We start from the raw sequence: 26,021 nt of genomic DNA, 5'->3' as shown, positions 1-26,021 counted from the left end.
GGCGACCGCAGCCGCCAGAAATGCAATCCTGTGCATAGTCATAGCCCCCCAAAGGCTTTGAGAACGCCGATGATCGCCGGCCCGATGGCGATCAGAAAGAAACTCGGCCACAGGCAAAAGATTAGTGGAAAGATCAACTTGGTACCGAGTTTCGCCGCCTGCTCCTCAGCGGCCTGGGTGCGTCGGTCGCGAAACTCCTCGGCATAGATACGCAGCGTGTCGGCGATGCTGGTGCCGAAGCGGATGCTCTGCGCCAGCAGGCTCACCAGGCCATTGACGTCTTCGAGGCCAGTCCTGTCGGCCAGATGGCGCAGAGCCTCGGTGCTGGGAATCCCGGCGCGGATCTCGGCATTGACCAGTGCCAGCTCCTCGGCCAGTTCGGAGTGACTGACCGCCATTTCTTCCGCCACCCGGTCGATGGACTGCGGCAGCGCCAGTCCCGACTCGACGCAGACCACCAGCAAGTCCAGTGCGTCGGGAAAGGCCGCCCGCAGGCTGTTCATGCGTGCCTGCTTGCGCTTGTCCACATAGATTGCCGGCGCCAGCCAGCCAAAGCCGACGGCCACCCCCACCAGCAGCATGGCCTGCACAACGGAAATTCCCTTGATAAAGGGAAACGCCACCACCACGGCGCCCAGCATACCCAGACTCAGCAGCAACCGCGCCGCCCAATAGGCCTGCACCGCCGCGGGTTGGCGATAACCGGCATGCATCAGCAGCGTACGAGTCGACGAGCCGGCAGCCTCGTCGGGATTGCCGAAACGTCCACCCACCTGCTCCAGCATCAGTTGCAAGCCACTCGGCGCCACATGCCCCCCCTGGTGAGCGCTGCGTTTGAGCACGCTCAGGCGGCGCTGCACCGGGTTCTGCAACCCCGTCACCAGCAGCCCCAGGGTCACCACGGCCAACACCGCACTCAGCCCTATCGCAGCAACGAACAACAGACGGGCCAGTTGCGGATCACCGATCACGCTTTCCAGTAGACTCAGCAGATAATCCATGACAGCCCCCTCGTCACCCGTCATTCAGACCTGGATGCGGATGATCTTTCTGATCCAGAAAATCCCCATGATCATGCTCGTGAAGGCGGCCATGATCAGCTTGTGGCCCAGTGGCTCATTCAGCAGCATCGGTATGTAGGCAGGCGTCGTCAGCATCAGCCCCACCGCCAGCACAAAGGGCACGGACACCAGTACCCAGGCCGACATACGCCCCTCGGCAGACAGCGTCTTGACCTTGCGCTGAAAACGAAAGCGTCCGCGAATCAACGAGCTGAGCCGTTCGAGAATCTCCGTCAGGTTGCCGCCGGTTTCGCGGTGCAGCAGGATCGAGGTGACCAGCATCATCACCGTCATGCTCGGCATGCGTTCGAGCAGGCCGAGCATGGCCCGCCGCACATCGTTGCCGTAGTTGATGTCTGCGAAGGTCAGGCCGAACTCGTGGGCCACCACGCCCTTGTGCTCGTCGGCTACCAGACGCAGGGTCTCGTTGAACGGATGCCCAGCCTTGAGCGCCCGCACCATGGCATCCAGGGCATCGGGCAGGCCCTCCTCGAACTCGGCAAAGCGCCGCGCCCGATCATTCGACACCTTGAGGATCGGCACCCAGAACAGCATCGCAGCAGCGATCAGCCCCGCCCACCACAGCTGCGACAGCGTCCAGACCAGCAGGCCGCCCACGACGGCCAGTAACAGGCCCAGCAGCACCACCCGGTAGGCGCGGAAGGCATGCCCGCTCTGCTCGACCATCTGTCCCAGGCGCTCCATGCCCGGCAGCTGCTCCAGCGCCGCTTCAAGGGGCGACAGGCGCTTGAGGTACTTCTCGCGCAGAACCATCTGCATATTGGGCAGATCGCTGGCCCGCTCCAGCAGGTGCAGGCGTTCGCGGATGCGCTTGCGCACCTTGCCCGCTTCGCCGAACACCGGCACCACCATGCCCTGGCTGAGCAGGAACACCGAGAGGAACACCATGCCGAGGAAGATCAGGATGAACTCCATGGGTATCTGGCTCATGGCGTGCGGCCCTCCATCCAGTCGGGACGGAACAGCGTCAGCGGCAGCTCGATGCCACGCTTGGCCAGTACGTCGCGGAACGCCGGCACCATGCCGGTCGGCTTGTATTCGCCGAGCACCTCGCCATGTTCACCGATGCCATGACGCTCGAAGGTGAACACCTCGGTCATGGTGATGATCTCGCCCTCCATGCCGTTGATTTCCTGCACGCTGACCAGCCGGCGCTTGCCGTCTTCCTGGCGCTCCAGCTGGATCACCACGTCGATGGCCGAGGCGATCTGTTGGCGCAGCGCCTTGATCGGGAAGGTCGCGCCGGTCATTGCCACCATGTTCTCGATGCGGTTCAGGGCATCGCGCGGGGTGTTGGCGTGGATGGTGGTCAGCGAACCGTCGTGGCCGGTATTCATCGCCGCCAGCATGTCCAGCGCCTCGGGCCCGCGCACCTCGCCGATGACGATGCGGTCGGGGCGCATCCGCAGGCTGTTGCGCACCAGCTCGCGCTGGTTCACCTCGCCGCGTCCCTCGATGTTTGGCGGTCGGGTTTCCAGGCGCACCACATGGGGCTGCTGCAGTTGCAGCTCGGCCGAGTCCTCGATGGTGACGATCCGCTCGTTGTGCGGGATGAAGCTGGACATCACGTTGAGCATGGTGGTCTTGCCGGTGCCGGTACCGCCGGAGATCAGCACGTTGAGCCGGCCGCGCACCACCGCCTTGAGCACCAGGGCGATGGCTGGAGTCAGGGTGCCGCGCTCGATCAGGCTGTCGGTATTGAGCAGGTCCACTGCGAAGCGGCGGATCGACAGGCTCGGCCCGTCGATGGCCAGCGGCGGGATGATCGCGTTGACCCGCGAGCCGTCCTTGAGGCGCGCATCCACTAGCGGCGAGGACTCGTCGATGCGCCGCCCCAGGGTGGAGACGATACGGTCGATGATATTGAGCAGGTGAGCATCGTCGCGAAAATGCACGTCGGTCTTCTGCAGCTTGCCGAAACGCTCGACGTACACCGAGCGGGCGCCGTTGACCAGAATGTCCGATACCGAGCTGTCTGCCAGCAGCGGTTCCAGCGGACCGAGGCCGAGCACCTCGTCGGTGATCTGCTTGATGATCAACTGGCGACTGGCCACGCTCACCGGCGCCGAGTTGTCGTCCAGAAGGCGCTGGCAGATCTCGCGGATCTGCCGAGTCGCCTCGGCCGGCTCCAGGCTGTCGAGCAGGGCCAAGTCCATGACCTTGAGCAGCTGCTCGTAGGTCTTCTCGCGCCACTCCACTTCCAGCGGGTTGAGCTGAGTGCGCGTACTGTAGGCATCCAGCGGCGCGGCAGCCTCCCAGGCCAGTTGCTCGCGTGGCGCCGCCAGCGGCTCGGTCTCGACGGCAGGCGCCGCGCTTCCCTTGGGCTGCTGACGCAGGCGATTGCGCAATTCGTTAAGCATGACTGCTCCCCCCGAACAGACGACCGACCGCACGCTTGAGCAGCCCCTCACGTACCGGCGCCTGACTGCCCTGCAGGTCTTCGGCGATCTGCTTCAGTGCCTGGGTGATGGGCGCGCGCGGCGCATGGACGGCCAGCGGCACGCCGGCGTTCTGGCTCTCGCTGACCACATTGAAATCGTTAGGCAGCAACAAAGCTGCCGGGCAGCGCAAGGCCTCCTCGATGTCCTTGAGGCTCACCGGCGCGACCTTGTTGTAGCGGTTGACCAGCACTTGCAGATGACTGCCCTGCACACCGATATCGTCGCGCAGGATGCGCATCAGCCGGGTGGCATCCTTGAGGTGACTGATGCTCTGCTGCAGCACCACCAGCACCTGATCGGCCTGCTCCAGGGCGGTGCCGGTGAGGTGATCGATATGCCGCGGCAGGTCCACCACCACCCAGTCGAAGCTGTGCCGGGCCAGTGCGAACAGCGCCTCCAGCTGTTCGGCCTGCACGTCCTGGGGCAGGCACAGCTCGTTGGCTCGCCCTCCCAGCACATGCAGGCTGGGGCTGTAGTGGGCACAGAAGCCGCGCAGCGCCACGCTGTCCAGTCCGTGGACCTGCTGCAGCACATCCACATGGCTGTGGGTAGGCAGCACATCGAGATAATGCGCCACGCTGCCGAACTGCAGATCGAGGTCGATCAGCAGCACGTTGCCCTGCAGGCTGAGTCGGTGGGCCAGGTTGCAGGCCACCAGGGTGGCGCCGGAGCCGCCCTTGGCATTCATCACCGCCAGCAGCTTGCCCTGGCTGGCGCTGCTGGCGCGGCGCTCCTGCAGGATGCGCTGCAGAGCGGCAGCCAACTCGTGTTCGTCCAGCGGTTCGGGGAGAAAATCCCGCGCGCCGGCCTGCATGGCCAGACGCATCCCCTCGGCCGCTTCCAGATTGCCGCTGACCAGTAGGGCCGGGCGTTCGGTAGGCGGACGCTGCAGCAGCGCGGCCAACTCCTCGCGCCAGTGCGCACTGACATGCAGCAGCAGGATGTCCGGCAGCGGATCGACTCCATACAGCGGGTCGCAATGGCCGTTGCTAGCCAGCCGGGTGCCAACCTGCAGCCCTGCCACGGCCTGGCAGGCCGACTGCAGATGCTCGATGGCCTGGGCATTGCGACCGCTGATCAGCAACCGGCAGGCCGAACGTGCGGAGCCATCCACAGTGAGTCTCGAATCCTTGGTTTTCAGCATGGCGTAATCTCCGGGCTTTCAGGCGTCCGCCCCAGACTCTCGCGCGGCAATACGGCACGGAATGGCTGCAGGTCGATACCGGTCCCGATGAGCGGCACAAGGAAGTTGAAGCGGAATCCGGCAATGCCGACCTCGACGAAACGGATGGCACTGAACGCCCCCGCCCCGACAGGTCCGCCGTTCTCATCAAGGTAGCGCAAGGTCAGATCGGCCGTACTCAGATTGCCGATGATGGTGCTGGTGGTCTGATCGGTTTCGGCAAATACCGCTCGCTGCAGGATACGTGCATCGTCGATATTGCAGACCGCCGCCAGGCGCGCGCCGCGCCGCACCGACTCGTTCAAGGTGTTGACCGTCAGCAGCAAGCGACCGAACTCCAGAACACCGAACAGCAAGGTGAACATCAGCAATCCGACGATTGCGAATTCGACGACATAGACACCCCGTACTTTGCGTCTGTCCATCACATGGCCCTCATCACCGTGGTTGCCACCAGCGGCACATTGAGCGGGATATCAGCCCCCCCCCAGAAGTTCGGCAGGAAGTTGCCGATCACCGGGCGGAAGGTGTAACTCACCCGTACCTGGATGTGTTCGGTACCCACCGCGCCCACTGTCGCCGCGATTCCGGGCAGCAGCGGCGTCGAAATACCGGGGGTGCCATACATGGCCAGATTGCGCGCCGTGGCCTGCAAAGGCGCCGTCAGATTGAGGGTGCCGGTCGTATTGTTGAGCGCATTGTGGGCCAGATAGCGCGCCGCATCGCGGCTGGACTGCTGGAGAGTGCTGTAGTGCGAAAGCAGCCGGCCGAACTCGCCGATGGCCAGCAACAGCAGCAGCAGAATGGGCGCACCGATGGCGAACTCGACCATGGCCAGACCGCGCTGGCGCTGCAACTTCGCCAGCCCGGCGCCTGGAACGCGGATACGTTGCATGGAGCCTCCTAGGAGTCGTTGCTGGGCACTCCGACGCCGCTGCCGATGTAACTCTTGTAGAGCTGGATAATTTGCGGGCCGGCATCGGCCGAAGGATTGGGTCCCGGATAACCGTCCGCAGAGCACTCCTTAACGAACTGGCCGAAGATTTCATCAAGGCCGGTACTGGCCATCGGTTGCAGGGCGAAGAAACACCCGACACCCAACACCTTGACCGACTTGCCACTCGTGTTCGAGCAGTCGGCAATCACGATCTTCAGCATTCGGCGCTCGGCCACGCCATCCGCCTTGCAACCGCTTCCCGTACCGGAAAGACACTTAGCCGTTCTCTCCCGCCACTCGTTATAGCCGTCGATGCTCCGACCATCTTCCGTACGGATATTGCCTTGGGAGTCCCAGGTGACCTTGCTCTTGTCGAAGGCAATGTATTCGGTTCCCTTCTTCTCGTTGCCCTCCAGCTCAAGGCCCTTGCTGCCTTTCTGGGTATAACTGGTCACCAGATCCGGCGGATGACTGCCACCCTCGAAACGGGTATTGAACCCTTGCCGTGTCGGACCGGCCGTGTTGCCGGGCTTGATCGGCGCCATATCGCCCGGCGAGTAGCAACGGCTCACGCCCCCCGCCAAGGCATCGCGCACACCGGAGCCACCGGTTTCGAGCAGATCGAGTAGTTGGTATGTGCCGGGACCGGTGCCCGATCCACGCCAGTCGGTACTTTTCAACACCTTCAGGTCGCCGAAGCCATGCCCCCAGAAATTTCCCGGCGAGGGTGGCTGCGTGGCATCCCCACAGACCATCAGTGGTGTCAGATCGCAAGGCTGAGTCGGACTTGGCCCTGCCGTGGCGACCGCCGCGACCCGCTTTTCGCCCAGATCACCCGCACCGATCGAGTCCAGAAAGCGCCAGAAGAAACCGACCAGGCCATGGTTGGCCACAGTCACCCGCACATAGCGGGCGTTGGCCGGCAGGCCGGCGGCGAAAGGCCCGTAGACGCTGGTCGAGAATTCCACATTGGCGAAGTTGCCGACTCCGCCGCGCTCGGCTATCGCACGCGCCAGTTCGCCATTGCCCTCAGCATCGGCATTCAAGCGCAGCGTGTTCAACGCCGCGTCGCGCGTGGCGGTGGCGGCGCCCGCCACTCCATAGGTCTGGCTCAGGGTCTTCGCCCCGCTCAGCGCCGCCGCGTCTACCGCATTCTGCAGACGGCTCTTGTTGAGCATCAGGTGACCGCCGTCGAGCGTCAGCCCGGCCATGGCCAGCAGAGCGACCATGGCGACGGTGAGAAGAATGGCAACAGCCCCCCGCTGCCGGCGAAATCCAAGGGGTTTGCGTCTATGCATGTTCAGGGGGCGCATGGCGGCCTACCTCATCGGTCAGTTACCCACGTTGATCTGGATGGGCTGGGCGACCTGGGCGGCATCGCCCTTGACGCCACGGTAGCCATCCAGCACGGACTCCAGCAGCGGCCCGTCGGTGCCGGTCGGCGACACCTCGGTGCCCGGATCGGCCGCCTGGCGCTGATCGGCGATCTGCTGGTACAGAGTGTCGTTGATCGACTCGCCGACGTCGCCGACCCGCGCCTCCCGATAACTCATGCAGCCACCGAGCATGGCCAGCGACAGCAGGAAAATGAGCGTTTTCATGGTTGCATCTCCTCAGTCCAGGTCATGCCCGAAACGGCCTTCGCTTACCCCCAGGCTGGCCGGCACGCTGCGGCTGCCCGTGCCCTTGGTCTTGCCCATCAGGTAGAACTCCAGATCGCTGGGGGCGACGAAGCGCTCGGTCGGCAGACGCACGTTGCGGGCGTCCACCGGCTTGGCCAGGTGCGGCGTCACCAGGATCACCAGCTCGGTTTCACCACTCAGGTACTCCTGGCTGCGAAACAGGTGGCCAAGCACCGGGACGTCGCCCAGACCTGGGAACTTGCTGACGAAGTCGCGGGTGTTCTCGTTGATCAGACCGGCAATGGCGATGGTCTGCCCGTTGCTCAGCTCCACGGTGGACTGCGCGCTGCGCTTGGTCAGCGAGGGAATGAACTGCGAGACGCTGTCGCCCAGCACGCTGTCCAGACCGGTATCCAGGGTCAGGGCGTTGGCGTTGGAAATCTCGCTGACCGAGACGTTGAGGTTGAGATTGATGCGCCCGGAGTCCAGCACCACCGGCAGGAACTTCACGCCGACGCCGAATTCCTTGTATTCGATGGTGATGCCATCGTCCTCGGTGATCGGAATCGGGAATTCGCCGCCGGAAATGAACTCGGCCTGCTGACCGGACAGGGTGGTCAGCGTCGGTTCGGCCAGCACCTTGGCCGAGCCGTTTTCCTTGGCAGCCTCCAGCACCATGTCGAAGACGAAGTTGCCCGAGGCGAACTGCGCCAGCAGGCCCTTGCCGTTGCCGATCAGGCCATCCTCCAGGGAAGCGCCGTTGTTGAAGCCACCCCAGTTCCAGCGCCCGGAGGAGCCGAAGTCGAAGGCGGCGAAACGCACGCCAATGCGCTGTGCCAGGTTGCGCTGCATTTCCGCCACCTTGACCTCCAGCATCACCTGCTGGCTGCCACCGACGCTCAGCAGGTTGATCACCTCCAGCGACTTGCTGGGCGCCGACTTGGCCGCCTCGCCTTCGCCCTGGACGATGCTCTGGCTCTGCGCCGCGTAGGTCTTGGCGATCTTGACCGCGGTATCCATCGCCGCCGCGCTGCTCACCTGTCCGCGCAGTACCAGCGCGCCCTGGGCACTGAACACCGAGATGGTTTCGCGCGGCATCAGTTCGTGCAGTTTGGCCTTGAGGGCATTGAGGTCATGCACCACCTCCAGTTCCAGGCTGTCGATGAGGCGGCCATTGCCGTCCCACAGCAGGACGTTGGTGCTGCCCAGCGAGCGTCCGAGCAGATACAGTTCGCGCGGACTGGTAACCAGCACATCGGCAATCTCCGGGTTGCCGACGGACACCTTGCGCACTGCGGCGCGGGTGGCCAGGACACGCGATTTGTAGATCGGCACTTCGATGGCACTCATGCCGGTGGAGGGAAGGGCTGTGGCGGGGCCGGCAGCCTGCACCGAGAACGCCAGGAAACAGGCGCCAACCATGCATAGCGTGTATGCCCCCAGTCTGCGAATGGTGTCCATGTCTACTCCTTGGTCTTGTTCTGATGCTTGCCTGCAGCGACCGTCGAGCCGGCAACCCCCTGCCTAGCGCGGCATGCTGAGGTTTTCGATGCTGGTACCGCGGATGATGGTGATGCGTACCGGTGCCGGCGCCGCGATGCGCCGCACTGCCGGTTTGGCGACCGGCGCTGGCGCGACAACCGGCGCACTCGCCACCTCTTCCTTGGGTCCCTTGTCTTCGTCGAGCGGGTTGCGCAAGGCCAGTTGCAGGCGCCCCTCGCTCTGCCCCTTGACCAACTTCTCCGCCTCTTCGGAAGTCATCTCCAGCGTCACGGCGCGTACTACCACCGGCTGGGTCTTGTCGGTGCTGGCGGTCTGGTCGACGGCCAGCACGCGCAGGTCATAAAGGATGGTCTCGGCCTGGGCGTCGTTGTTGTGGGTGGTCTTGGCCACCAGTACGTCGACCCGGTTGCCCGGCAGCAGGAAGCCGCCTACCCCGACCACGTCGTCCACCCGTACCGAAATGGCCCGCTTGTTCGGTGCGATCAGCGAAGCCAGGGTGCTGCCGCCCAGGTGCTCGGCAAGGCGTGCCTCGCGCAGGATGTCGCCCTGCAGCAGGGTCATGGTGGCGATGCGCCCGGTGGCTTGCTCCACAGAGGAGAAGGCATCGGCGGGAGCCGCGCCCTTGGGCATCTGCACCAGCTTCACCTGCTGCGGCTCGACCATCTGCCCGAAAGGAATCTCCATGGCGGCCACCACCACGTTTTCCATGTTGTCGCCTCCGGCATTGAGCCGGGCGGTCAGCCAGGTATTGGCCATCCAGGCAGCACCCAGGCCGAACACCACCGACAGGGCGATCAACAGCAATGTGCGCGAACTCATGATGGTTCTCCTTGCTCGGTGTCCTGCAGGCGGACGAAGTAGTTCTGCCATGCCCATTGCAGCTCATCGGGAGTCAACTGGGCCGATTTGCCGAGGTAGCGCTGGCGATCCAGCGCCATGCCCAGCAGGTCGCGGGGGTGGCAGGGCAGCAGCGGCACCTTTTCGGGCTGGTGCAGCCCTTCGATCACATAGCGCAGCAACAACGGGTCATAAGGCAGCCCCAGCTTCTCGACCTCCTGACGCCAGATCTGCGCGTACTCCTCGCGGGTCAGGTGGTCGAAATGCAGCTTGTAGCCGATGCGCCGCAAGAAAGCCTCGTCCGCCAGCTGCAACGGATTGAGGTTGGTGGAGAACACCAGGATCACGTCGAAGGGCAGCTCACAGTGACGACCACCGCCGAGGTTGAGATAGTCCTTGCGCTCCTCCATCGGCACGATCCAGCGGTTGAGCAACTGCGCCGGCGGCATGGCCTGACGCCCCAGATCGTCGATGATGAACAGCCCGTTGCCAGCCTTGAGCTGCAGCGGCGCCTGGTACTGGCGGGCGATGGGGTCGTAGCGGATATCCAGCTGGTCCATGCTCAGCTCGCCGCCGGTGATCAGGATCGGACGCTTGCAGCGCAGCAGGCGCCGGTCGCTGCCCTGATCCAGACGCAGGCTGGGCAGGCCTGCAGAATCGGTCGCCGCCAGCCGGTGTACCTGCGGATCGAATATCTCGATGATCGCCTCGTTGATGGCGATGGCATGGGGTACCCAGATGTTTTCGTCGAACAGGCGGATCAGCTTGCTGCTGATATAGGTTTTCCCGGTCCCGGCCGGACCGTAGATCATGATCGCCCGCCCGGAGTTGAGCGCCGCGCCCAGTTGGTCGAGCAGCCCGTTGTGGAATACCACGCCACGAAAGGCCTGATGCATCTGCCCGGCCGTGATGCTGCCGTGATGCACGGTCTGCGCCTTGAGCAGTTCGCGGTAGCGCTCGACCGGGTAGGGTGCCGGGCCGATATAACCACTGCGCGCCAGGGCATCGCGGGCACTGGCACGGCCACGCTCGGTCAATCCGTAGCGCAGGCCTCCGCCTCCTGCGGCCTGCCCCAGCACCTCGACTTGGCTGTCCTTGCGCAACAGGCCGAGCAACTCCTCCAGCACCGGCCCCGCCAGCCCCATGCGGCTCATCAGTCGGCCGGTATCCAAGCTGCCGGCGTCGTACAGGTGCTTGCACAGCAGATCGGTCAGTAGTGGCTCGGAAAGTCCGGTTTCCACCATGCTGCGCGGTTGGGAAATATCGAATACCGGGCTATTCGCCTCGGCATCTTCCAGACTGGCAATCCCCGGCAGATTCATGGCCTGCCCCCTTTGTTTTAATGATGAGTACTGGAACCATCGACATGGAATTCATGCCCCCAGAGGAACGCTAGACCAAGGAGTCCAGATATGCCAAAGCGCGACTGAATGGGGACTCGAAAAACAGGCTGACCACGGTGCCTGCAGCAATTGCCAGAGCATATGGAAATCGATGCCTGGCTGGATCCGCATCGCTCTCAACGGGGATATAACTGCGCAGGCTGGCCATGGCCCAGTAGCGTGCAACGAACTTACCCAGATGCCCCCTGAGCAACAGATAGAGAATCCCCAAAACAGTACCGGCAATCAGGCTGCACGCCGCTGCCCACAATGCCGCAGCGCCGCCAATAAAGCTGCCGACGACCGCCATCAGCTTGACGTCGCCGGCAGCCATGCCGCCCAAGGCATAGAACGGCAGGAAGACCAGGAACCCCACTGCGAGCCCGCCTGCCGCCGAAAGCAGCCCCCCCCCCCCATCTGTCCAGACCTGTAGCACTGCCCCCAGTAGCAGGCCCAGCAGGAGGTAATAGTTAGGAAGACGGTGGCTTATTAAGTCATAAACCACCGCACCAACCAACATCAATAATAAAAAATCAAATACCATATTTTAGTTATCCAAAAATAAAGCCAAACTAACCAGCAGTTCCACCAAGAGCAGAAATAATGACGTTTATCTTTGCACGAACAGCCGCGCCAAGGTTAGTGAATGCCAAAACAACTGCACCAGTAATTAACCCACCCGCAACCGCATATTCCACGATAGTCAGACCTTCTTCATCCTTGGCAAACTTGACCACCGCCACCTTGAATTTTTGAATATCCATTTTCGCCACCTCGATAAGTTTTGTTGTTTACGACATGTTGCCTGTCGTATGAACAAACCTAGCCGTGGCTCGGGATAAGGGTTAGGAGAGTTTTGCCAATCGCTGGCATTTTTTTGCCGGGCTCCAGCAACCGGGCAGCGTCGGAAATACGACGCCATGAATGCACGCTTTGAAAGACTCTGGATACGATGCAAAAGACTCGCAAATACGAAAACATCGAAAAGAGCCGAGTAACTATGAAGATCGGAGAGCTGGGCTGACCACAGCACCGCCGGCAAGGTACGACTGCCACTCTGCCCCCTCCAGAGGCCCAGCGACTTGCCGTGCGCCGCACAGCGGCGCTCCAAGCGCTGCGGCTTTTCTGCTAGAATCGCCGGCTTTCTTTAACAGCCCAGGTGACCCTCCCATGCAGCCCATGCTGAATATCGCGCTGCGCGCGGCCCGCAGTGCCGGTGAACTGATCTTCCGCTCGCTCGAACGCCTGGACGTGCTCTCGGTCAACGAGAAAGACGCCAAGGATTACGTCACCGAGGTGGACCGTGCCGCCGAGCAAAGCATCCTCAATGTGCTGCGCAAGGCCTACCCGAACCATGGCTATCTCGCCGAGGAAAGCGGCCTGATCAAGGGCACCGGCGAGGGCGCCGACTACCTGTGGATCATCGATCCGCTGGATGGCACCACCAACTTCATTCATGGCCTGCCGCACTTCGCGGTCAGCATCGCCTGCAAATACCGTGGTCGCCTGGAGCACGCCGTAGTGCTCGATCCGGTGCGCCAGGAAGAGTTCACCGCCAGCCGTGGCCGTGGCGCCGCCCTCAACGGCAAACGCATCCGCGTCAGCAACCGCCGCGGCCTGGAAGGCGCCTTGCTGGGCACCGGCTTCCCGTTCCGCGACAGCCAGATCGACCACCTGGACAGCTACCTGGGCATGTTCCGCAGCCTGGTCGGCCAGACCGCCGGCATCCGCCGCGCCGGCGCCGCCAGCCTAGACCTGGCCTATGTGGCCGCCGGGCGCTTCGATGCCTTCTGGGAGTTCGGCCTGTCCGAGTGGGACATGGCGGCCGGTGCGCTGCTGGTGCAGGAAGCGGGCGGCCTGGCCAGCGATTTCGCCGGTGGTCACGAATTCCTCGACAAGGGCCACATCGTCGCCGGCAACACTAAGTGCTTCAAGGCGGTGCTGACCGCCATCCAGCCGCACCTGCCGCCGGCGCTCAAGCGCTGAGGCTCGTTCGCTGCAGCGAAACCCGGCCCTAGCGCCGGGTTTTTTTGTGCCGACGATCCGGCTTGCCTGCCTCCACAGCGGCGCAAGCCGGTACTGGCTCATGTTGCCACCCGGACTTTCGACGCCACAGCGCACGCCAACGCCCGCCCACGAAAAAGGCGCCCGCAGGCGCCTCTTCGTGGCTGGCGAATGACCTTACGGCCGCTCGTCCACCTCGTCCTCGACCACCGGAGGAATCAGGTCGTCGCGGGTCAGCTTCAGCCAGATCAGGAAGATCGCAGCGATATACACCGACGAGTAGGTACCCACGCCCACGCCGATGAACAGCGCCAGGGAGAAGCCCCACAGGCTCTCACCACCGAACAGCAACAGCGCACCGACCGCCAGCAGGGTGGACACCGAGGTGGCCATGGTGCGCAGCAGGGTCTGGGTGGTGGAGATGTTGATGTTTTCGATCAGCTCGGTCTTGCGCAGCAGGCGGAAGTTCTCGCGGATCCGGTCGAATACCACGATGGTGTCGTTCAGCGAGTAGCCGATGATCGCCAGCACCGCCGCCAGTACAGTCAGATCGAAGGGGATCTGGAAGAAGCTGAACACGCCGAGGGTCACGATCACGTCGTGAACCAGGGAAGCGATGGCACCGAAGCCGAACTTCCACTGGAAGCGGAACGCCACGTAGACCAGGATGCCGCCGAGGGCCAGCAGCATGCCCAGACCGCCCTGGTCGCGCAGCTCCTCGCCCACCTGCGGGCCGACGAACTCGACGCGCTTGAGGGTGAACGGGGTGTCGGCGCTGACCCGGCGCAGGGCGTCGGCCAGCTGGCTGCCCAGTTGCGGATCGTCGCCCTGCATGCGCACCAGTACGTCGGTGCTAGCGCCGAAGCTCTGCACCAGGGCATCGGCGTAGCCGGCTTCGCGCAGCTGACCACGCACCTTGTCGAGCTGTGCCGGCTGCTCGTAGGACAGCTCGATCAGGGTGCCGCCGGTAAAGTCGAGGCCGAAGTTCAGCCCCTTGATCGCCAGGCTGGCCAGCGACGCCAGGGTCAGCAGCACCGTCAGCGCGAAGGCGACGTGGCGGATGCCCATGAAGTTGATCACACGTTGCATTCAGGCAGTCCTCAGATCCACAGCTTCTTGATGTTGCGGCCACCGTAAATCAGGTTGACCATGGCGCGGGTGACGATGATCGCGGTGAACATCGAGGTGACGATGCCCAGCGACAGGGTCACGGCGAAGCCCTTGATCGGCCCGGTGCCCATGGCGAACAGGATGGCGCCGACCAGCAGGGTGGTCAGGTTGCCGTCGAGGATCGCCGAGAAGGCGCGGTCGAAGCCTTCGTGGATGGCGCGCTGGATCGACATGCCGTTGGCGATTTCCTCGCGGATCCGCGAGAAGATCAGCACGTTGGCGTCCACCGCCATACCCATGGTCAGCACGATGCCGGCGATGCCCGGCAGGGTCAGGGTGGCGCCGAGCAGCGACATCAGCGCCAGCAGCACCACCATGTTGAAGCACAGGGCGACGGTGGCCAGCAGGCCGAAGAACTTGTAGATCGCCATCATGAACAGCGCGACCAGCACGAAGCCCCACAGCGCCGCTTGGACGCCGAGCTGGATATTCTCCGCCCCCAGGCTCGGGCCGATGGTGCGCTCCTCGGCGAAGTACATCGGCGCGGCCAAGCCGCCGGCGCGCAGCAGCAGGGCCAGCTCGGAGGACTCGCCCGGACCGTCGAGGCCGGTGATGCGGAAGCTGTTGCCCAGCGCCGACTGGATGGTCGCCAGGCTGATCACCTTCTTCTCTTCCTTGAAGGCGGACACCACGACTTCCTTCTCGACGCCATCGACCGTCTGCTTGACGTAGCGGGTCACCGGCTTCTGCTCGATGAACACCACCGCCATGCTGCGGCCGACGCTGTTGCGGGTGGCGCGGTTCATCAGCTCGCCGCCGTGGCCGTCGAGGCGGATGTTGACCTGCGGGCGGCCGTTCTCGTCGAAGCTGGCCTGGGCGTCGGTGACCTGGTCGCCGGTGATGATCACCCCGCGCTCCAGCTGGACCGGCGCGCGGCCTTCCTGGCGGAACTCGAAAGTTTCGGTGCTGGCCCGGGCGGCGTCCAGCTCGGCGGCCAGACGGAACTCCAGGTTGGCGGTCTTGCCGAGGATGCGCTTGGCCTCGGCGGTGTCCTGCACGCCGGGCAGCTCGACCACGATGCGGTTGGCGCCCTGGCGCTGCACCAGCGGCTCGGCGACGCCCAGCTCGTTGACCCGGTTGCGCACGGTGGTGAGGTTCTGCTTGATCGAGTACTCGCGGATCTCCGCCAGCTTGGCGGGCGTCAGCGCCAGACGCAGCACCTGCAGGCCGTTGCGCTCGCCAGCCTGTGCCTCGAAATCGGGGAAGTCTTTGCGGATCAGGCGCTGAGCCTGCTCCAGCAGCGCGGCATCGGCGAAGCCGAGCTGGATGGCGCCGTCCTGTTGCGGCAGCGAGCGGTAGCGCAGGCGCTCCTTGCGCAGCAGGCTCTTCACCTCGCCCTCGTAGACCTTCATGCGCGCGCCAACGGCCTTGTCCATGTCCACTTCGAGGAGGAAGTGCACGCCCCCGGAAAGGTCCAGACCCAGCTTCATCGGGCTGGCGCCCAGGCTGCGCAGCCAGTCGGGGGTGGTCGGCGCCAGGTTCAGGGCCACCACGTAATCGTCGCCCAGCACGCGGCGCACCACGTCCTTGGCCGGCAGTTGATCTTCCTGGCGCTCCAGGCGCAGCAGGCCGCCCTTCTCGCCGGCGGTCGCCGACTTGACCGCGATGCCGGCGGCCTTGAGCGCCGTCGCGGCACGCTCGACGTCAGCCTGCTCGATCTTCAGCGCACTGCTGGCGCCACTGAGCTGGATGGCCGGGTCGTCGGGGTAGAGGTTGGGCGCGGAGTAGATGAAGCCGATCCCCACAACCACGAAGATCAGCAGGAATTTCCATAGGGGTGTCTTGTTGAGCATGACGCAGCCCGCTTGCAAAACGGGGCACATTGCGTGCCCCGTCGATGGTAGAGATGGTGACTCAGATCGCTTTCAGAGTGCCCTTGGGCAGCACTGCGGCAATGGCCATCTTCTGGATCTTCAGCTCGACGGTATCGGAGGCTTCGATCACCACGAAATCGTCGGTCACCTTGACCACCTTGCCGGCGATGCCGCCACCGGTGACCACTTCGTCGCCCTTCTGCAGGCCGGCGAGCAGGTTCTTGTGCTCCTTGGCGCGCTTGGCCTGGGGACGCCAGATCATCAGGTAGAAGATGACCACGAAGCCGACGAGCATCAGGATGCTCATCATGTCACCGCCCGGAGCGGCGGCGGCCGGAGCGGCATCGGTGGCGTGGGCGACGGGAATCAGAAAACTCATGTACTACTCCTGTTGCAAGGTCTTGGAAACGCTGGGAATTCAGTCGAGCGGCGGAACCGGCAGGCCGCGCCGCGCATAGAAGTCATCGACAAAGGCGGCCAATGTACCCTGCGCGATGGCATCGCGTAAACCGGCCATCAGACGCTGATAATGTCGCAAGTTGTGAATCGTATTGAGCATGCTGCCCAGCATTTCGCCGCACTTGTCCAGGTGATGCAGATAGGCGCGGGAGAAGTGGCTGCAGGTGTAGCAGTCGCAGGCCGGATCCAGCGGCGAGTCGTCGTGCTTGTGCACCGCATTGCGGATCTTGATCACGCCGGTGTCGACGAACAGATGGCCGTTACGCGCGTTGCGGGTCGGCATCACGCAGTCGAACATGTCGACGCCGCGGCGCACGCCCTCGACCAGATCCTCGGGCTTGCCGACGCCCATCAGGTAGCGCGGCTTGTCGGCCGGCAGCTGCGGAGGGAGGAAGTCGAGGATGCGGATCATGTCTTCCTTGGGCTCGCCCACCGACAAGCCGCCGATCGCCAGACCGTCGAAGCCGATTTCCAGCAGCCCCTCCAGCGAGCGCAGGCGCAGCTCCTCGTGCATGCCGCCCTGGACGATGCCGAACAGCGCCGAGGGGTTGCCCTCGTGGGCGATCTTCGAGCGCTTGGCCCAGCGCAGCGACAGCTCCATGGAGCGCTTGGCGGTGTCGAAGTCGGCCGGATACGGGGTGCATTCGTCGAAGATCATCACGATGTCCGAGCCCAGCTCGCGCTGCACCTGCATCGACTCCTCGGGCCCCATGAACACCTTGGCGCCGTCGACCGGCGAGGCGAAGTACACGCCCTCCTCCTTGATCTTGCGCATGGCGCCGAGGCTGAACACCTGGAAGCCGCCGGAGTCGGTGAGGATCGGCCCCTGCCACTGCATGAAGTCGTGCAGGTCGCCGTGCTTCTTGATCACTTCGGTGCCCGGGCGCAGCCACAGGTGGAAGGTGTTGCCGAGGATGATCTGCGCGCCGATGGCCTCGATGTCGCGCGGCAGCATGCCCTTGACGGTGCCGTAGGTGCCCACCGGCATGAACGCCGGGGTTTCCACCACGCCGCGCGGGAAGGTCAGCCGGCCGCGACGGGCCTTGCCGTCGGTGGCCAGCAGCTCGAAGGACATGTGACTCATGGGGTTTCCTCGGGGCCGCGCGGAGCGGGGTTGCGGGTGATGAACATGGCGTCGCCGTAACTGAAGAAGCGGTAGCCCTCGGCCACCGCCGCGCGGTAGGCGGCCATGGTTTCGGGGTAGCCGGCGAAGGCCGAGACCAGCATCAGCAGGGTGGACTCGGGCAGGTGGAAGTTGGTGACCAGGGCATCGACCACATGGAACGGTCGCCCCGGATAGAGAAAGATGTCGGTATCGCCGCTGAACGGCTTGAGCACGCCGCCCTGCGCCGCCGACTCCAGCGAGCGCACGCTGGTGGTGCCCACCGCGACCACCCGGCCGCCGCGCGCCTTGCAGGCCTGCACCGCATCCACCACATCCTGGCCGACCTGCAGCCACTCGCTGTGCATGTGGTGGTCCTCGATGCGCTCGACGCGCACCGGCTGGAAGGTCCCGGCGCCGACGTGCAGGGTGACGAAGGCGATGTCCACGCCGCGCTCGCGGATCGCTGCCAGCAGCGCATCGTCGAAGTGCAGCCCGGCGGTCGGCGCGGCCACCGCGCCGGCTTTGGCCTTGTCGGAGTAGACGGTCTGGTAGCGCTCGCGGTCGGCGTCCTCGTCCGGACGGTCGATGTACGGCGGCAGCGGCATGTGGCCAACTCGTTCGAGCAGCGCCAGCACCGGTTCATCGAAACGCAACTCGAACAGGGCATCGTGGCGGGCAAGCATCTCGGCCGCACCGCCGCCATCGATGTGAATCAGGCTGCCCGGCTTGGGCGACTTGCTGGCACGCACATGAGCCAGCACGCGGTGCTCGTCGAGCAGGCGCTCGACGAGGATCTCCAGACGACCGCCGGAGGCCTTCTGGCCGAACAGCCGCGCCGGAATCACCCGGGTGTCGTTGAACACCATCAGGTCGCCGGGACGCAGGTAGTCGAGAAGATCGGGGAACTGGCGGTGGCGCAACTCGCCGCTCGGGCCATCCAGCACCAGCAGGCGACTGGCGCGACGCTCGGCCAGCGGGTGACGGGCGATCAGCTCGTCGGGAAGCTCGAAATCGAAGTCTGCAACACGCATGAAGGGGGCTCTCGAAAGGCCGGATAGCTTAATGGAAAAGCCCTGCAGCCGCCATGCACCGGGGCTGCGCGGCTACCCGAAAAGCCCCCTGCTTGTCTACGGTTTTGATTCGACTAAAGAAGAACGGCAGGCCTACACCCCGCGTGTCAGGATAGCTTCATCCCTGACTAGTCCATGTTCCACAAGAACGCCGGGCACCCCAACCAAAACTTCAATGATTGAGGCGCCCGCGGTTCGCCACGGCCAGCCTCGCGACACGATTTTCAGGAGCCCCAATGTCTGCCCGCAATATTCTGGTGATCAACTGCGGTAGCTCGTCCATCAAGTTCGCCCTGGTGAACGAAGCGCAGAGCAACTTCCCGCTGCAAGGCCTGGCCGAACGCCTCGGCAGCCCGGAAGCCGTCATCCACTTCGAGAGCGCTGCCGGCAAGGAAAGCGTCAACGTACCGGATGCCGACCACCAGGCGGCTCTTGCCCAGATCCTGCCGCGCGTCGAAGACGCAGCCGGCGGCCACCTGGACGGCATCGGCCATCGCGTGGTGCATGGCGGCGAGAAGTTCTTCGCGTCCACCCTGCTCAACGACAGCACCCTGGCCGGCATCGAGGCCAACATCCAGCTCGCACCGCTGCACAACCCGGCCAACCTCAGCGGCATCCACGCCGCCATCAGCCTGTTCCCGCAACTGCCGCAGGTCGGCGTATTCGACACCGCCTTCCACCAGTCGATGCCCGAGCACGCTTACCGCTACGCGGTGCCGGAGTTCCTCTATAAGGAACACGGCGTGCGCCGTTACGGCTTCCACGGCACCAGCCACCGCTATGTCAGCAAGCGCGCCGCCGAACTGGCCGGCCTGCCGGTGGAGAACTCCAGCTGGCTGGTCGCCCACCTGGGCAACGGCTGCTCGACCTGCGCGGTGGTCAACGGCGAAAGCCGCGACACCAGCATGGGCCTGACCCCGCTGGAAGGCCTGGTGATGGGCACCCGCAGCGGCGACGTCGATCCGAGCCTGCACAACTTCCTGCACAACACCCTGGGTTGGGACCTGGCCAAGATCGACGCCATGCTCAACAAGGAAAGCGGCCTGAAGGGCCTGTCCGGCCTGTCCAACGACATGCGCACCCTCTACGAAGCCCGCGTCGCCGGTCATCCAGGCGCCACCCTGGCCTTCGAGGTATTCTGCTACCGCCTGGCCAAGTCGCTGGCCGCCATGGGTTGCGCCCTGGGCCAGCTGGACGGTCTGGTGTTCACTGGCGGCATCGGCGAAAACTCCGCCGCCGTGCGCGAGCGCACCGTGCAGCACCTCAAGCTGCTCGGCTTCAACCTCGACGCCGAAGCCAACGCCCGCTGCACCCGCGGCGTGGCCGGCGAGATCCAGGCCGCCGGCAGCCCGCGCGTGCTGGTAGTGCCGACCAACGAGGAACGCCAGATCGCCCTGGACACCCTCGCCCTGCTCGACGCCTGATCGAACCCGCGCAGGCCCGGAGCGCCTGCGCCGCACGGCCCGACCGCCCCAGGCGGCGGGCCGTCGCGCCCTCCCCGCTCCGCCCCTGCCGCCCCTGCTTCCTGCAGCCAGCTCCCCCAAGGAGAATCCATGCACACTCTGTTCCTTGCGCCCACCGGCTTCGGTGGCGGTCTCAACTCCATCAGCCTCGGCCTGATCCGCGTCCTCGAGCAGGCCGGCCTCAAGGTCGGCTTCCTCAAGCCGATCGCCCAGCCCTTCCCGGTCGACCAGGGTCGCGAGCGCTCCTGCCTGCTGGTCGAGCGCACCCTGAACCTGGCCAGCCCCGAGCCGCTGCCGCTGGCCCAGGTCGAGCGCCAGCTGGCCGACGGCGAGCTGGACCTGCTGCTCGAAGAGGTGGTCAGCCGCCACCAGCAGGCCGCCGCCGGCAAGGACGTGGTGATCGTCGAAGGCATGGTGCCGACCCGCGACTCCGACTACGCCGCACGGATCAACACCCAGCTGGCCAAGAGCCTGGATGCGGACGTCATCCTGGTCGCCGCCCAGGGCAGCGACAACCTCAAGCAGATGGCCGAGCGCATCGAGATCCAGGCGCAGATGTTCGGCGGCGCCAAGGATGCCAAGGTCCTCGGCACCATCCTCAACAAGATCCAGAGCGAAGGCGACGTCCCGGCCTTCGTCGACAGTCTCAAGCAGCAGCTGCCGCTGCTCGGCAGCGAGGCCTTCCAGCTGCTCGGCGCCGTGCCGTTCAACGCGGAACTCAACGCCCTGCGCACCCGCGACGTCGCCGAGGCACTCGGCGCCCGCGTGCTCAGCGCCGGCGAAGCCGACCAGCGCCGCGTGGAGAAGATCATCCTCGCCGCGCGCACCGTGCCGAACATGACCCACCTGCTGCAGCCGGGCGTGCTGGTGGTGACCCCGGGCGACCGCGACGACATCATCCTCGCCACCAGCCTGGCTGCGCTGAACGGCGTCAAGCTGGCCGGCCTGCTGCTGACCGGCGACTTCGGCCCGGACCAGCGCATCCTCGACCTGTGCAAGGCCGCACTGGACAGCGGCTTGCCGGTGATGAGCGTGCCGACCGGCTCCTTCGACACCGCCAGCAACCTGGCCGGCCTGAACAAGGAAACCCCGGCCGACGACATCGAGCGCGCCAGCCGGGTCACCGACTACATCGCCCAGCATCTGCGCCCGGAATTCCTGCTGGATCGCTGCAACCTGCCGCGCGAACTGCGCATGTCCCCGGCGGCGTTCCGCTACCAGCTGGTCAAGCGCGCCCAGGACGCCGACAAGCGCATCGTCCTGCCCGAAGGCAACGAGCCGCGCACCATCCGCGCCGCGGCCATCTGCCAGGAGCGCGGCATCGCCCGCTGCGTGCTGCTGGCCAAGCCCAAGGAAGTCGAAGCGGTGGCCCGCGAGCAGGGCATCACCCTGCCGGCCGGCCTGGAAATTCTCGACCCGGCCAGCATCACCGAGCGCTACGTCGAGCCGATGTGCGAGATGCGCAAGGCCAAGGGCCTCACCGCCGAACAGGCCCGCGAGCAACTGGCCGACACCGTGGTGCTCGGCACCATGATGCTGGCACTGGACGAAGTGGATGGCCTGGTCTCCGGCGCCGTGCACACCACCGCCAACACCATCCGCCCGGCCCTGCAGCTGATCAAGACCGCGCCCGGCTACAACCTGGTGTCCTCGGTGTTCTTCATGCTGCTGCCCGACCAGGTGCTGGTCTACGGCGACTGCGCGGTGAACCCCAACCCGAGCGCCACCGAGCTGGCCGAAATCGCCCTGCAGAGCGCCGAGTCCGCCGTGGCCCTGGGCGTCAACCCGCGCGTGGCGATGATCAGCTACTCCACCGGCAGCTCCGGCAGCGGCGCCGAGGTGGAGAAAGTCATCGAAGCCACCCGCATCGCCCAGGAGCGCGCTCCGCAGCTGCCGATCGACGGCCCGCTGCAGTACGACGCCGCCTCGGTGCTCAGCGTCGGCAAGCAGAAGGCGCCCCACAGCAAGGTCGCCGGACAAGCCACCGTGTTCGTGTTCCCCGACCTCAACACCGGCAACACCACCTACAAGGCGGTGCAGCGTAACGCCAACTGCATCAGCGTCGGCCCGATGCTGCAGGGCCTGGCCAAGCCGGTGAACGACCTGTCGCGCGGCGCGCTGGTGGACGATATCGTCTTCACCATCGCCCTCACCGCCCTGCAGGCCGCCAGCCAGGCGGCGCAGAAGGCCGCCAAGGGCGAGCTGATCGAAGCCTGAGCCTCTAGCGCGACGGTCCCTGCGGGCTGTCGCGCCAGTAGCGCAAGGTGCGATTGACCCGGCCGCGGGGCCTCCCTATACTCCGCGGCCATTGCCTCGATGGCGGAATCGGTAGACGCAGCGGATTCAAAATCCGCCGCTGGTAACAGCGTAAGAGTTCGAGTCTCTTTCGGGGCACCACTTAGACTTTCCGGGAGTTCCCCAAAACACCCGGAAAGCACAAAAAACCGGCCTTAGCGCCGGTTTTTTGTTGCCTGTAATTCCCAAGCAAACCCTAGGCAGCCCAAAGTTTTGGGGGCATTCTTGGGGGCATCCGTTCTGCATGCCCCCAAGGACTGCCGCCATGCCCCGCAAGGCCGCACCGCTGACCGACAGCGCCATCAAGACCGCCAAGCCCAAGACCGCCCCGTACAAGCTGAGCGACGGCGAGGGCATGTACCTGGAAATCACCACCAACGGCTCCAAGCTGTGGCGGATGAAGTACCGCTTCGACGGCAAGGAAAAGCGCCTGTCCTTCGGCGCCTACCCAGCGGTATCGCTGGCGCAGGCCCGCCAGCAGCGCAAAGAGGCCCGCCAGCTGCTGGCCGATGGACAAGATCCCGGCGAGCACCGCAAGGTCGCCAAGCGCGAGCAGCGCCACACCTTCGAGGAGCTGGCGCGCGAGTGGCACCGCTACAACGCCAAGCGCTGGGCACCGGCCACCGCCGACAAGGCCATGTCCTACCTGGAGAACGACCTGTTCCCGATCATCGGCCGCAAGCCGGTGGCCACCATCACCCGGCCCGAGCTGGTGGAGCTGGTGCGCCGCATCGAGAAGCGGGGAGCGCTGAACGCGGCGAAGAAGGTTCGCCAGTGGCTGAGCCAGGTATTCCGCTATGCGCTGGCCAAGGGCGCCGTAGAGGCCAACCCGGCCACCGACCTGAACGTGCTGGCCGAGCACGCACCACGGGTGGAGCACCACCCGCATATCCCCCTCGCCGAGCTGCCCGAGCTACTGAAGCGCCTGGACGCCACCCGCGCCAGCGTGATGACCCGCCACGCCGTGCGCCTGTTACTGCTGACCGGCGTGCGCCCTGGCGAGCTGCGTAATGCGCCCTGGGCCGAATTCGACATCGAGGCCGCCGTGTGGACCATCCCCGCCGAGCGAATGAAGGCCCGCCGGCCGCACATCGTCCCCCTGCCCCGGCAGGCTGTGGCTATCCTGCGCCAGTTGCAAGAAATCACCGGCAGCCATGCCCTGGTGTTCCCCGGCCGCAACTCGGCCCGCCCCATGAGCGAAAACACCGTGAACAAGGCACTGGCCGGCGCCGGCTACGAAGGCCGCCAGACCGGCCACGGCTTCCGCCACCTGCTGAGTACCGAGCTGAACGGGCGCGGATTCAACCGCGACTGGATCGAGCGCCAGCTTGCCCACGGCGACAAGGACGAGATCCGCGACACCTACAACCACGCCACCTACCTGGAGCAGCGCCGGGGGATGATGCAAACGTGGGCCGATTCGCTCGATGCCCTGTGCGCTGGCGCCAACGTGGTGGCCATCAAGCGGAAAGCCTGAGAGCTGTTCCCTCAGTTCCCTGAAATCTCACGAAAGTGTAAGTCGCATGCGACCCCTCCCACGGCTGGTGGCCCCTGGGGCTTCCGGCCGGTTCACTGCCTGACCATGACGTTTTTCCGGGGGAACCGAGGGAACCGGGGGAACTGCCAGAGCTAGCGCGACTTCCCCCGGTTCCCTCACGTTTTCAGCTGAGGGAACCGGGGAACTGCTGTCAGTTGATCGCCACACACGCCAGCATCCGAATCGATGCCGAATCCTTCCCGCACACGCCCAAGCCCGCGCGGGTATACTGCGCCCTTCACTGTTGATCTATACAGGAACCGAGTTACCGGCCAGCCTAGCCCGACGGGGCGAACAGCGGTCTTCCCTCCCGCCAGGCTGGCCGATCTATTCAGGAAGTGGGAATGCCTGGGAGGGCAATCATGGGGTCTACCGATTTTCTAAAGTCAGTTCGAGCCAGCTTTGTGTCCGCAGCCGAGCTAGTGGTTAGCGTTGCGTGCTCCGACGACAAGCACCCCTTGAGTATTCAAGATGCTGCTCGGGTGATACTTGCTTGCACTAGGCCTAGCCTTGGCGATGTGGCACTAATGAAGCTGGAGGGAACAGGCCTTCCGGATGCTGACCCGGATGGCACCGCAATTCAAGCGATCGAAAGACTTGCAAGCGTTGAAGAAGACCTAACCTTGCTGCTTCCTCGCCGCAATGAGGCTTTCAAGTCCATTTGCAATGAGTGCCGAGACCACGGATTCAATGACGCGATATGGGCTCATCTGGCCGCCGCAGGGATCGGTACCCAGCGCAGAGCAGATCCCAACACCGGGATCGCTACAAACACCCTCTTGTCCAGCTTATTGTCCTCAACCCCGAGTGAAATTGCAGTTTTCCTGGAGCAACTAGGACACAAGTGTCGCAACACAATTCGAGTGCTAAGGGATGGCTACGAGGCTTCTGAGATCGCAACGCTCGCCCCATCCGCACGCAAATCCTTCCTCGACATAGATCAGAAGATAGACCTCTGGGATGCTGCGCGATGGCTGGAACACCAAGGGGTGAAATGGCCGATACCAAAACTAGCCAACACCCAAAGCATTGCCTCGGAAGCCAGGCAAGAACCAATAACAACCAAGCCCCATGAAAACACAAATGAGGCGGACCACCTCCGCCTCGAGATCAACCGGCTTAGTAAAAAAATTCGAGAATTAGAAGCGCAGCTGAAACAGCATGAATGCGCGTCATCAGGCGTCGTCTTCCCCTATGCCACCAAGGCGCTGGAGGCCATGCGCGCGGCCGTCGCGCAGTACTGGGAGGGCTACACCCCAGACAAAAAGCAGCCTAAGCAGAGGGTCGTCGGCCACACTATCGGCGAGCTGCTGGGTCTGCCGTCACAAAGCAATAACGACCCGGCCCGCAAGGCCATAGCCCTAGCGTCTGCCATCAAGCCGGACACCTTGCCAGATGGCTGACAGTACGGACTGACACCATGTCACCCCTAGCTGTCACCCCCACCACGCAGGCCAGCATTGCCGCCATCGTTCCCAACGACGCCCGAGGAGGCGCAAACGATGGCACGCACCACCCGCACCGCCCACCAACAGCCCGAGCAGGTAGCAGCCCCCACCAGCACCCAGCCGCGCCGCTTCATCAAGCAGGCCGCGGTTCGAGGCCATACCACTCTGAGCACGTCCGAGATTTACCGTCGCATCGCTGCCGGCACCTTCCCCGCGCCGATCAAACTTGGCCCGAAGTCCGTCGCCTGGATTGAGTCAGAGGTGCTGGCCTGGTGCGAGGCCCGCATTGCCGAAAGCCGTGGGGAGGCTGCCTAAATGAAAACGGCCACCCGTTCCGAAGAACTGAGCAGCCGCGCGCACGGCCAGCATAGCACCGACATTGTGGAACCCCACAGCAAGATCACCCGCGTGCTGGCCCACCTGCTGGCCGGCGCCAGCATCAATCGCTTCGAGGCCGAGCGCCTGGGCGACCACTGCCTGAACAGCACCATTGCCGTGCTGGCCAACCGTCACGGTCTGAGCCTCAAGCGTCAGCCGGAGAAGGTGCCGAACCGCTTCGGCGAGCCCTGCCGCGTCATCCGTTACAGCCTCCCGGTCAGCGAGCACCAGCGCGCTCGAACGGCCTTGGCCTCCCTTCAGCGCACTGCCCTCAGCAACTCCGAGGGCTAA

General features: G+C 64.6%; 25 protein-coding genes and 1 tRNA gene. 8 read left to right on the top strand and 18 right to left on the bottom strand.

The window, feature by feature from the left end:
• Nucleotides 1-38: 38 nt before the first annotated feature.
• The 13 genes from BLU22_RS09130 to BLU22_RS09070 all read right to left on the bottom strand — a co-directional run bounded on the left by BLU22_RS09130 (nucleotide 39) and on the right by BLU22_RS09070 (nucleotide 11,751).
• Nucleotides 39-1,001, bottom strand: coding sequence for a type II secretion system F family protein (locus tag BLU22_RS09130; RefSeq protein WP_090216361.1), 963 nt, complete (start codon nucleotides 999-1,001; stop codon nucleotides 39-41).
• A gap of 24 nt (nucleotides 1,002-1,025) precedes the next feature.
• A complete protein-coding gene (locus BLU22_RS09125; protein WP_090213804.1) occupies nucleotides 1,026-2,012 on the bottom strand; it encodes a type II secretion system F family protein in 987 nt (328 codons plus the stop codon).
• Nucleotides 2,009-3,442 (bottom strand): CpaF family protein, encoded by a 1,434-nt coding sequence (locus BLU22_RS09120; RefSeq protein WP_090213803.1) that lies wholly within the window; start codon nucleotides 3,440-3,442, stop codon nucleotides 2,009-2,011. The genes BLU22_RS09125 and BLU22_RS09120 overlap by 4 nt, the downstream gene beginning before the upstream one ends.
• Nucleotides 3,435-4,667: an AAA family ATPase gene (locus BLU22_RS09115; protein WP_090213802.1), complete on the bottom strand. Its 1,233-nt coding sequence runs from the start codon at nucleotides 4,665-4,667 to the stop codon at nucleotides 3,435-3,437. The genes BLU22_RS09120 and BLU22_RS09115 overlap by 8 nt, the downstream gene beginning before the upstream one ends.
• Complete coding sequence (locus BLU22_RS09110) at nucleotides 4,661-5,131, bottom strand: TadE/TadG family type IV pilus assembly protein (RefSeq protein ID WP_090213800.1); 471 nt, start codon at nucleotides 5,129-5,131, stop codon at nucleotides 4,661-4,663. The genes BLU22_RS09115 and BLU22_RS09110 overlap by 7 nt, the downstream gene beginning before the upstream one ends.
• A complete protein-coding gene (locus BLU22_RS09105) occupies nucleotides 5,131-5,601 on the bottom strand; it encodes a TadE/TadG family type IV pilus assembly protein (RefSeq protein WP_090213798.1) in 471 nt (156 codons plus the stop codon). The genes BLU22_RS09110 and BLU22_RS09105 overlap by 1 nt, the downstream gene beginning before the upstream one ends.
• An 8-nt stretch (nucleotides 5,602-5,609) precedes the next feature.
• A complete protein-coding gene (locus BLU22_RS09100; protein ID WP_090213797.1) occupies nucleotides 5,610-6,956 on the bottom strand; it encodes a pilus assembly protein TadG-related protein in 1,347 nt (448 codons plus the stop codon).
• A gap of 18 nt (nucleotides 6,957-6,974) precedes the next feature.
• Nucleotides 6,975-7,244 carry a hypothetical protein gene (locus tag BLU22_RS09095; RefSeq protein ID WP_090213795.1) on the bottom strand — a complete coding sequence of 90 codons (270 nt, stop codon included), beginning with the start codon at nucleotides 7,242-7,244 and terminating at the stop codon, nucleotides 6,975-6,977.
• Nucleotides 7,245-7,256: 12 nt separating this feature from the next.
• The gene (locus BLU22_RS09090; RefSeq protein ID WP_231975228.1) at nucleotides 7,257-8,687 is read right to left on the bottom strand and encodes a type II and III secretion system protein family protein; all 1,431 of its coding nucleotides are present in this window, start codon (nucleotides 8,685-8,687) and stop codon (nucleotides 7,257-7,259) included.
• A gap of 102 nt (nucleotides 8,688-8,789) precedes the next feature.
• Nucleotides 8,790-9,587 carry a Flp pilus assembly protein CpaB gene (gene cpaB / locus BLU22_RS09085; protein WP_090213791.1) on the bottom strand — a complete coding sequence of 266 codons (798 nt, stop codon included), beginning with the start codon at nucleotides 9,585-9,587 and terminating at the stop codon, nucleotides 8,790-8,792.
• Nucleotides 9,584-10,927 (bottom strand): AAA family ATPase, encoded by a 1,344-nt coding sequence (locus tag BLU22_RS09080; RefSeq protein WP_090213789.1) that lies wholly within the window; start codon nucleotides 10,925-10,927, stop codon nucleotides 9,584-9,586. Before BLU22_RS09080 ends, cpaB begins: the two co-directional genes overlap by 4 nt.
• A gap of 70 nt (nucleotides 10,928-10,997) precedes the next feature.
• The gene (locus BLU22_RS09075) at nucleotides 10,998-11,531 is read right to left on the bottom strand and encodes an A24 family peptidase (RefSeq protein WP_090213788.1); all 534 of its coding nucleotides are present in this window, start codon (nucleotides 11,529-11,531) and stop codon (nucleotides 10,998-11,000) included.
• Nucleotides 11,532-11,559: 28 nt separating this feature from the next.
• On the bottom strand, nucleotides 11,560-11,751 hold the full coding sequence (locus tag BLU22_RS09070) for a Flp family type IVb pilin (protein ID WP_090213786.1): 192 nt from the start codon (nucleotides 11,749-11,751) through the stop codon (nucleotides 11,560-11,562).
• 406 nt (nucleotides 11,752-12,157) lie between these two features.
• Between BLU22_RS09070 and suhB the strand changes: the two genes are divergently transcribed.
• Complete coding sequence (suhB, locus tag BLU22_RS09065; RefSeq protein WP_090213785.1) at nucleotides 12,158-12,973, top strand: type III secretion system regulator SuhB; 816 nt, start codon at nucleotides 12,158-12,160, stop codon at nucleotides 12,971-12,973.
• Nucleotides 12,974-13,168: 195 nt separating this feature from the next.
• Here the strand turns inward: suhB and secF are convergent, their stop codons facing one another.
• The 5 genes from secF to queA form a co-directional block, all read right to left on the bottom strand.
• A complete protein-coding gene (gene secF, locus BLU22_RS09060; protein ID WP_090213783.1) occupies nucleotides 13,169-14,080 on the bottom strand; it encodes a protein translocase subunit SecF in 912 nt (303 codons plus the stop codon).
• 11 nt (nucleotides 14,081-14,091) lie between these two features.
• A complete protein-coding gene (gene secD / locus BLU22_RS09055) occupies nucleotides 14,092-15,954 on the bottom strand; it encodes a protein translocase subunit SecD (RefSeq protein WP_090213781.1) in 1,863 nt (620 codons plus the stop codon).
• 61 nt (nucleotides 15,955-16,015) lie between these two features.
• The gene (yajC, locus tag BLU22_RS09050; protein WP_090213779.1) at nucleotides 16,016-16,354 is read right to left on the bottom strand and encodes a preprotein translocase subunit YajC; all 339 of its coding nucleotides are present in this window, start codon (nucleotides 16,352-16,354) and stop codon (nucleotides 16,016-16,018) included.
• A 39-nt stretch (nucleotides 16,355-16,393) separates the two neighbouring features.
• Nucleotides 16,394-17,509 carry a tRNA guanosine(34) transglycosylase Tgt gene (gene tgt, locus BLU22_RS09045; protein WP_090216358.1) on the bottom strand — a complete coding sequence of 372 codons (1,116 nt, stop codon included), beginning with the start codon at nucleotides 17,507-17,509 and terminating at the stop codon, nucleotides 16,394-16,396.
• 5 nt (nucleotides 17,510-17,514) lie between these two features.
• A complete protein-coding gene (queA, locus tag BLU22_RS09040) occupies nucleotides 17,515-18,570 on the bottom strand; it encodes a tRNA preQ1(34) S-adenosylmethionine ribosyltransferase-isomerase QueA (protein WP_090213778.1) in 1,056 nt (351 codons plus the stop codon).
• Between the two features lie 275 nt (nucleotides 18,571-18,845).
• On the opposite strand from queA, the gene BLU22_RS09035 reads away from it, so the two are divergent.
• The 7 genes from BLU22_RS09035 to BLU22_RS09005 all read left to right on the top strand — a co-directional run bounded on the left by BLU22_RS09035 (nucleotide 18,846) and on the right by BLU22_RS09005 (nucleotide 26,021).
• A complete protein-coding gene (locus BLU22_RS09035) occupies nucleotides 18,846-20,033 on the top strand; it encodes an acetate kinase (RefSeq protein WP_090213776.1) in 1,188 nt (395 codons plus the stop codon).
• A 129-nt stretch (nucleotides 20,034-20,162) separates the two neighbouring features.
• Complete coding sequence (pta, locus tag BLU22_RS09030; RefSeq protein ID WP_090213774.1) at nucleotides 20,163-22,289, top strand: phosphate acetyltransferase; 2,127 nt, start codon at nucleotides 20,163-20,165, stop codon at nucleotides 22,287-22,289.
• A gap of 93 nt (nucleotides 22,290-22,382) precedes the next feature.
• Nucleotides 22,383-22,469, top strand: a tRNA-Leu gene (locus BLU22_RS09025).
• 163 nt (nucleotides 22,470-22,632) lie between these two features.
• Complete coding sequence (locus tag BLU22_RS09020) at nucleotides 22,633-23,844, top strand: tyrosine-type recombinase/integrase (protein ID WP_090213772.1); 1,212 nt, start codon at nucleotides 22,633-22,635, stop codon at nucleotides 23,842-23,844.
• Nucleotides 23,845-24,362: 518 nt separating this feature from the next.
• Complete coding sequence (locus tag BLU22_RS14955; protein ID WP_157718985.1) at nucleotides 24,363-25,307, top strand: hypothetical protein; 945 nt, start codon at nucleotides 24,363-24,365, stop codon at nucleotides 25,305-25,307.
• 99 nt (nucleotides 25,308-25,406) lie between these two features.
• Complete coding sequence (locus BLU22_RS09010) at nucleotides 25,407-25,667, top strand: helix-turn-helix transcriptional regulator (RefSeq protein ID WP_090213768.1); 261 nt, start codon at nucleotides 25,407-25,409, stop codon at nucleotides 25,665-25,667.
• Complete coding sequence (locus BLU22_RS09005; RefSeq protein WP_173867173.1) at nucleotides 25,668-26,021, top strand: hypothetical protein; 354 nt, start codon at nucleotides 25,668-25,670, stop codon at nucleotides 26,019-26,021.

Origin of the sequence: Pseudomonas guangdongensis, assembly GCF_900105885.1 — a bacterium.
Taxonomy (GTDB): domain Bacteria; phylum Pseudomonadota; class Gammaproteobacteria; order Pseudomonadales; family Pseudomonadaceae; genus Geopseudomonas; species Geopseudomonas guangdongensis.
The sequence above is the reverse complement of the archived record's forward strand: the minus strand, read 5'-3'. Positions and strand labels throughout refer to the sequence as shown.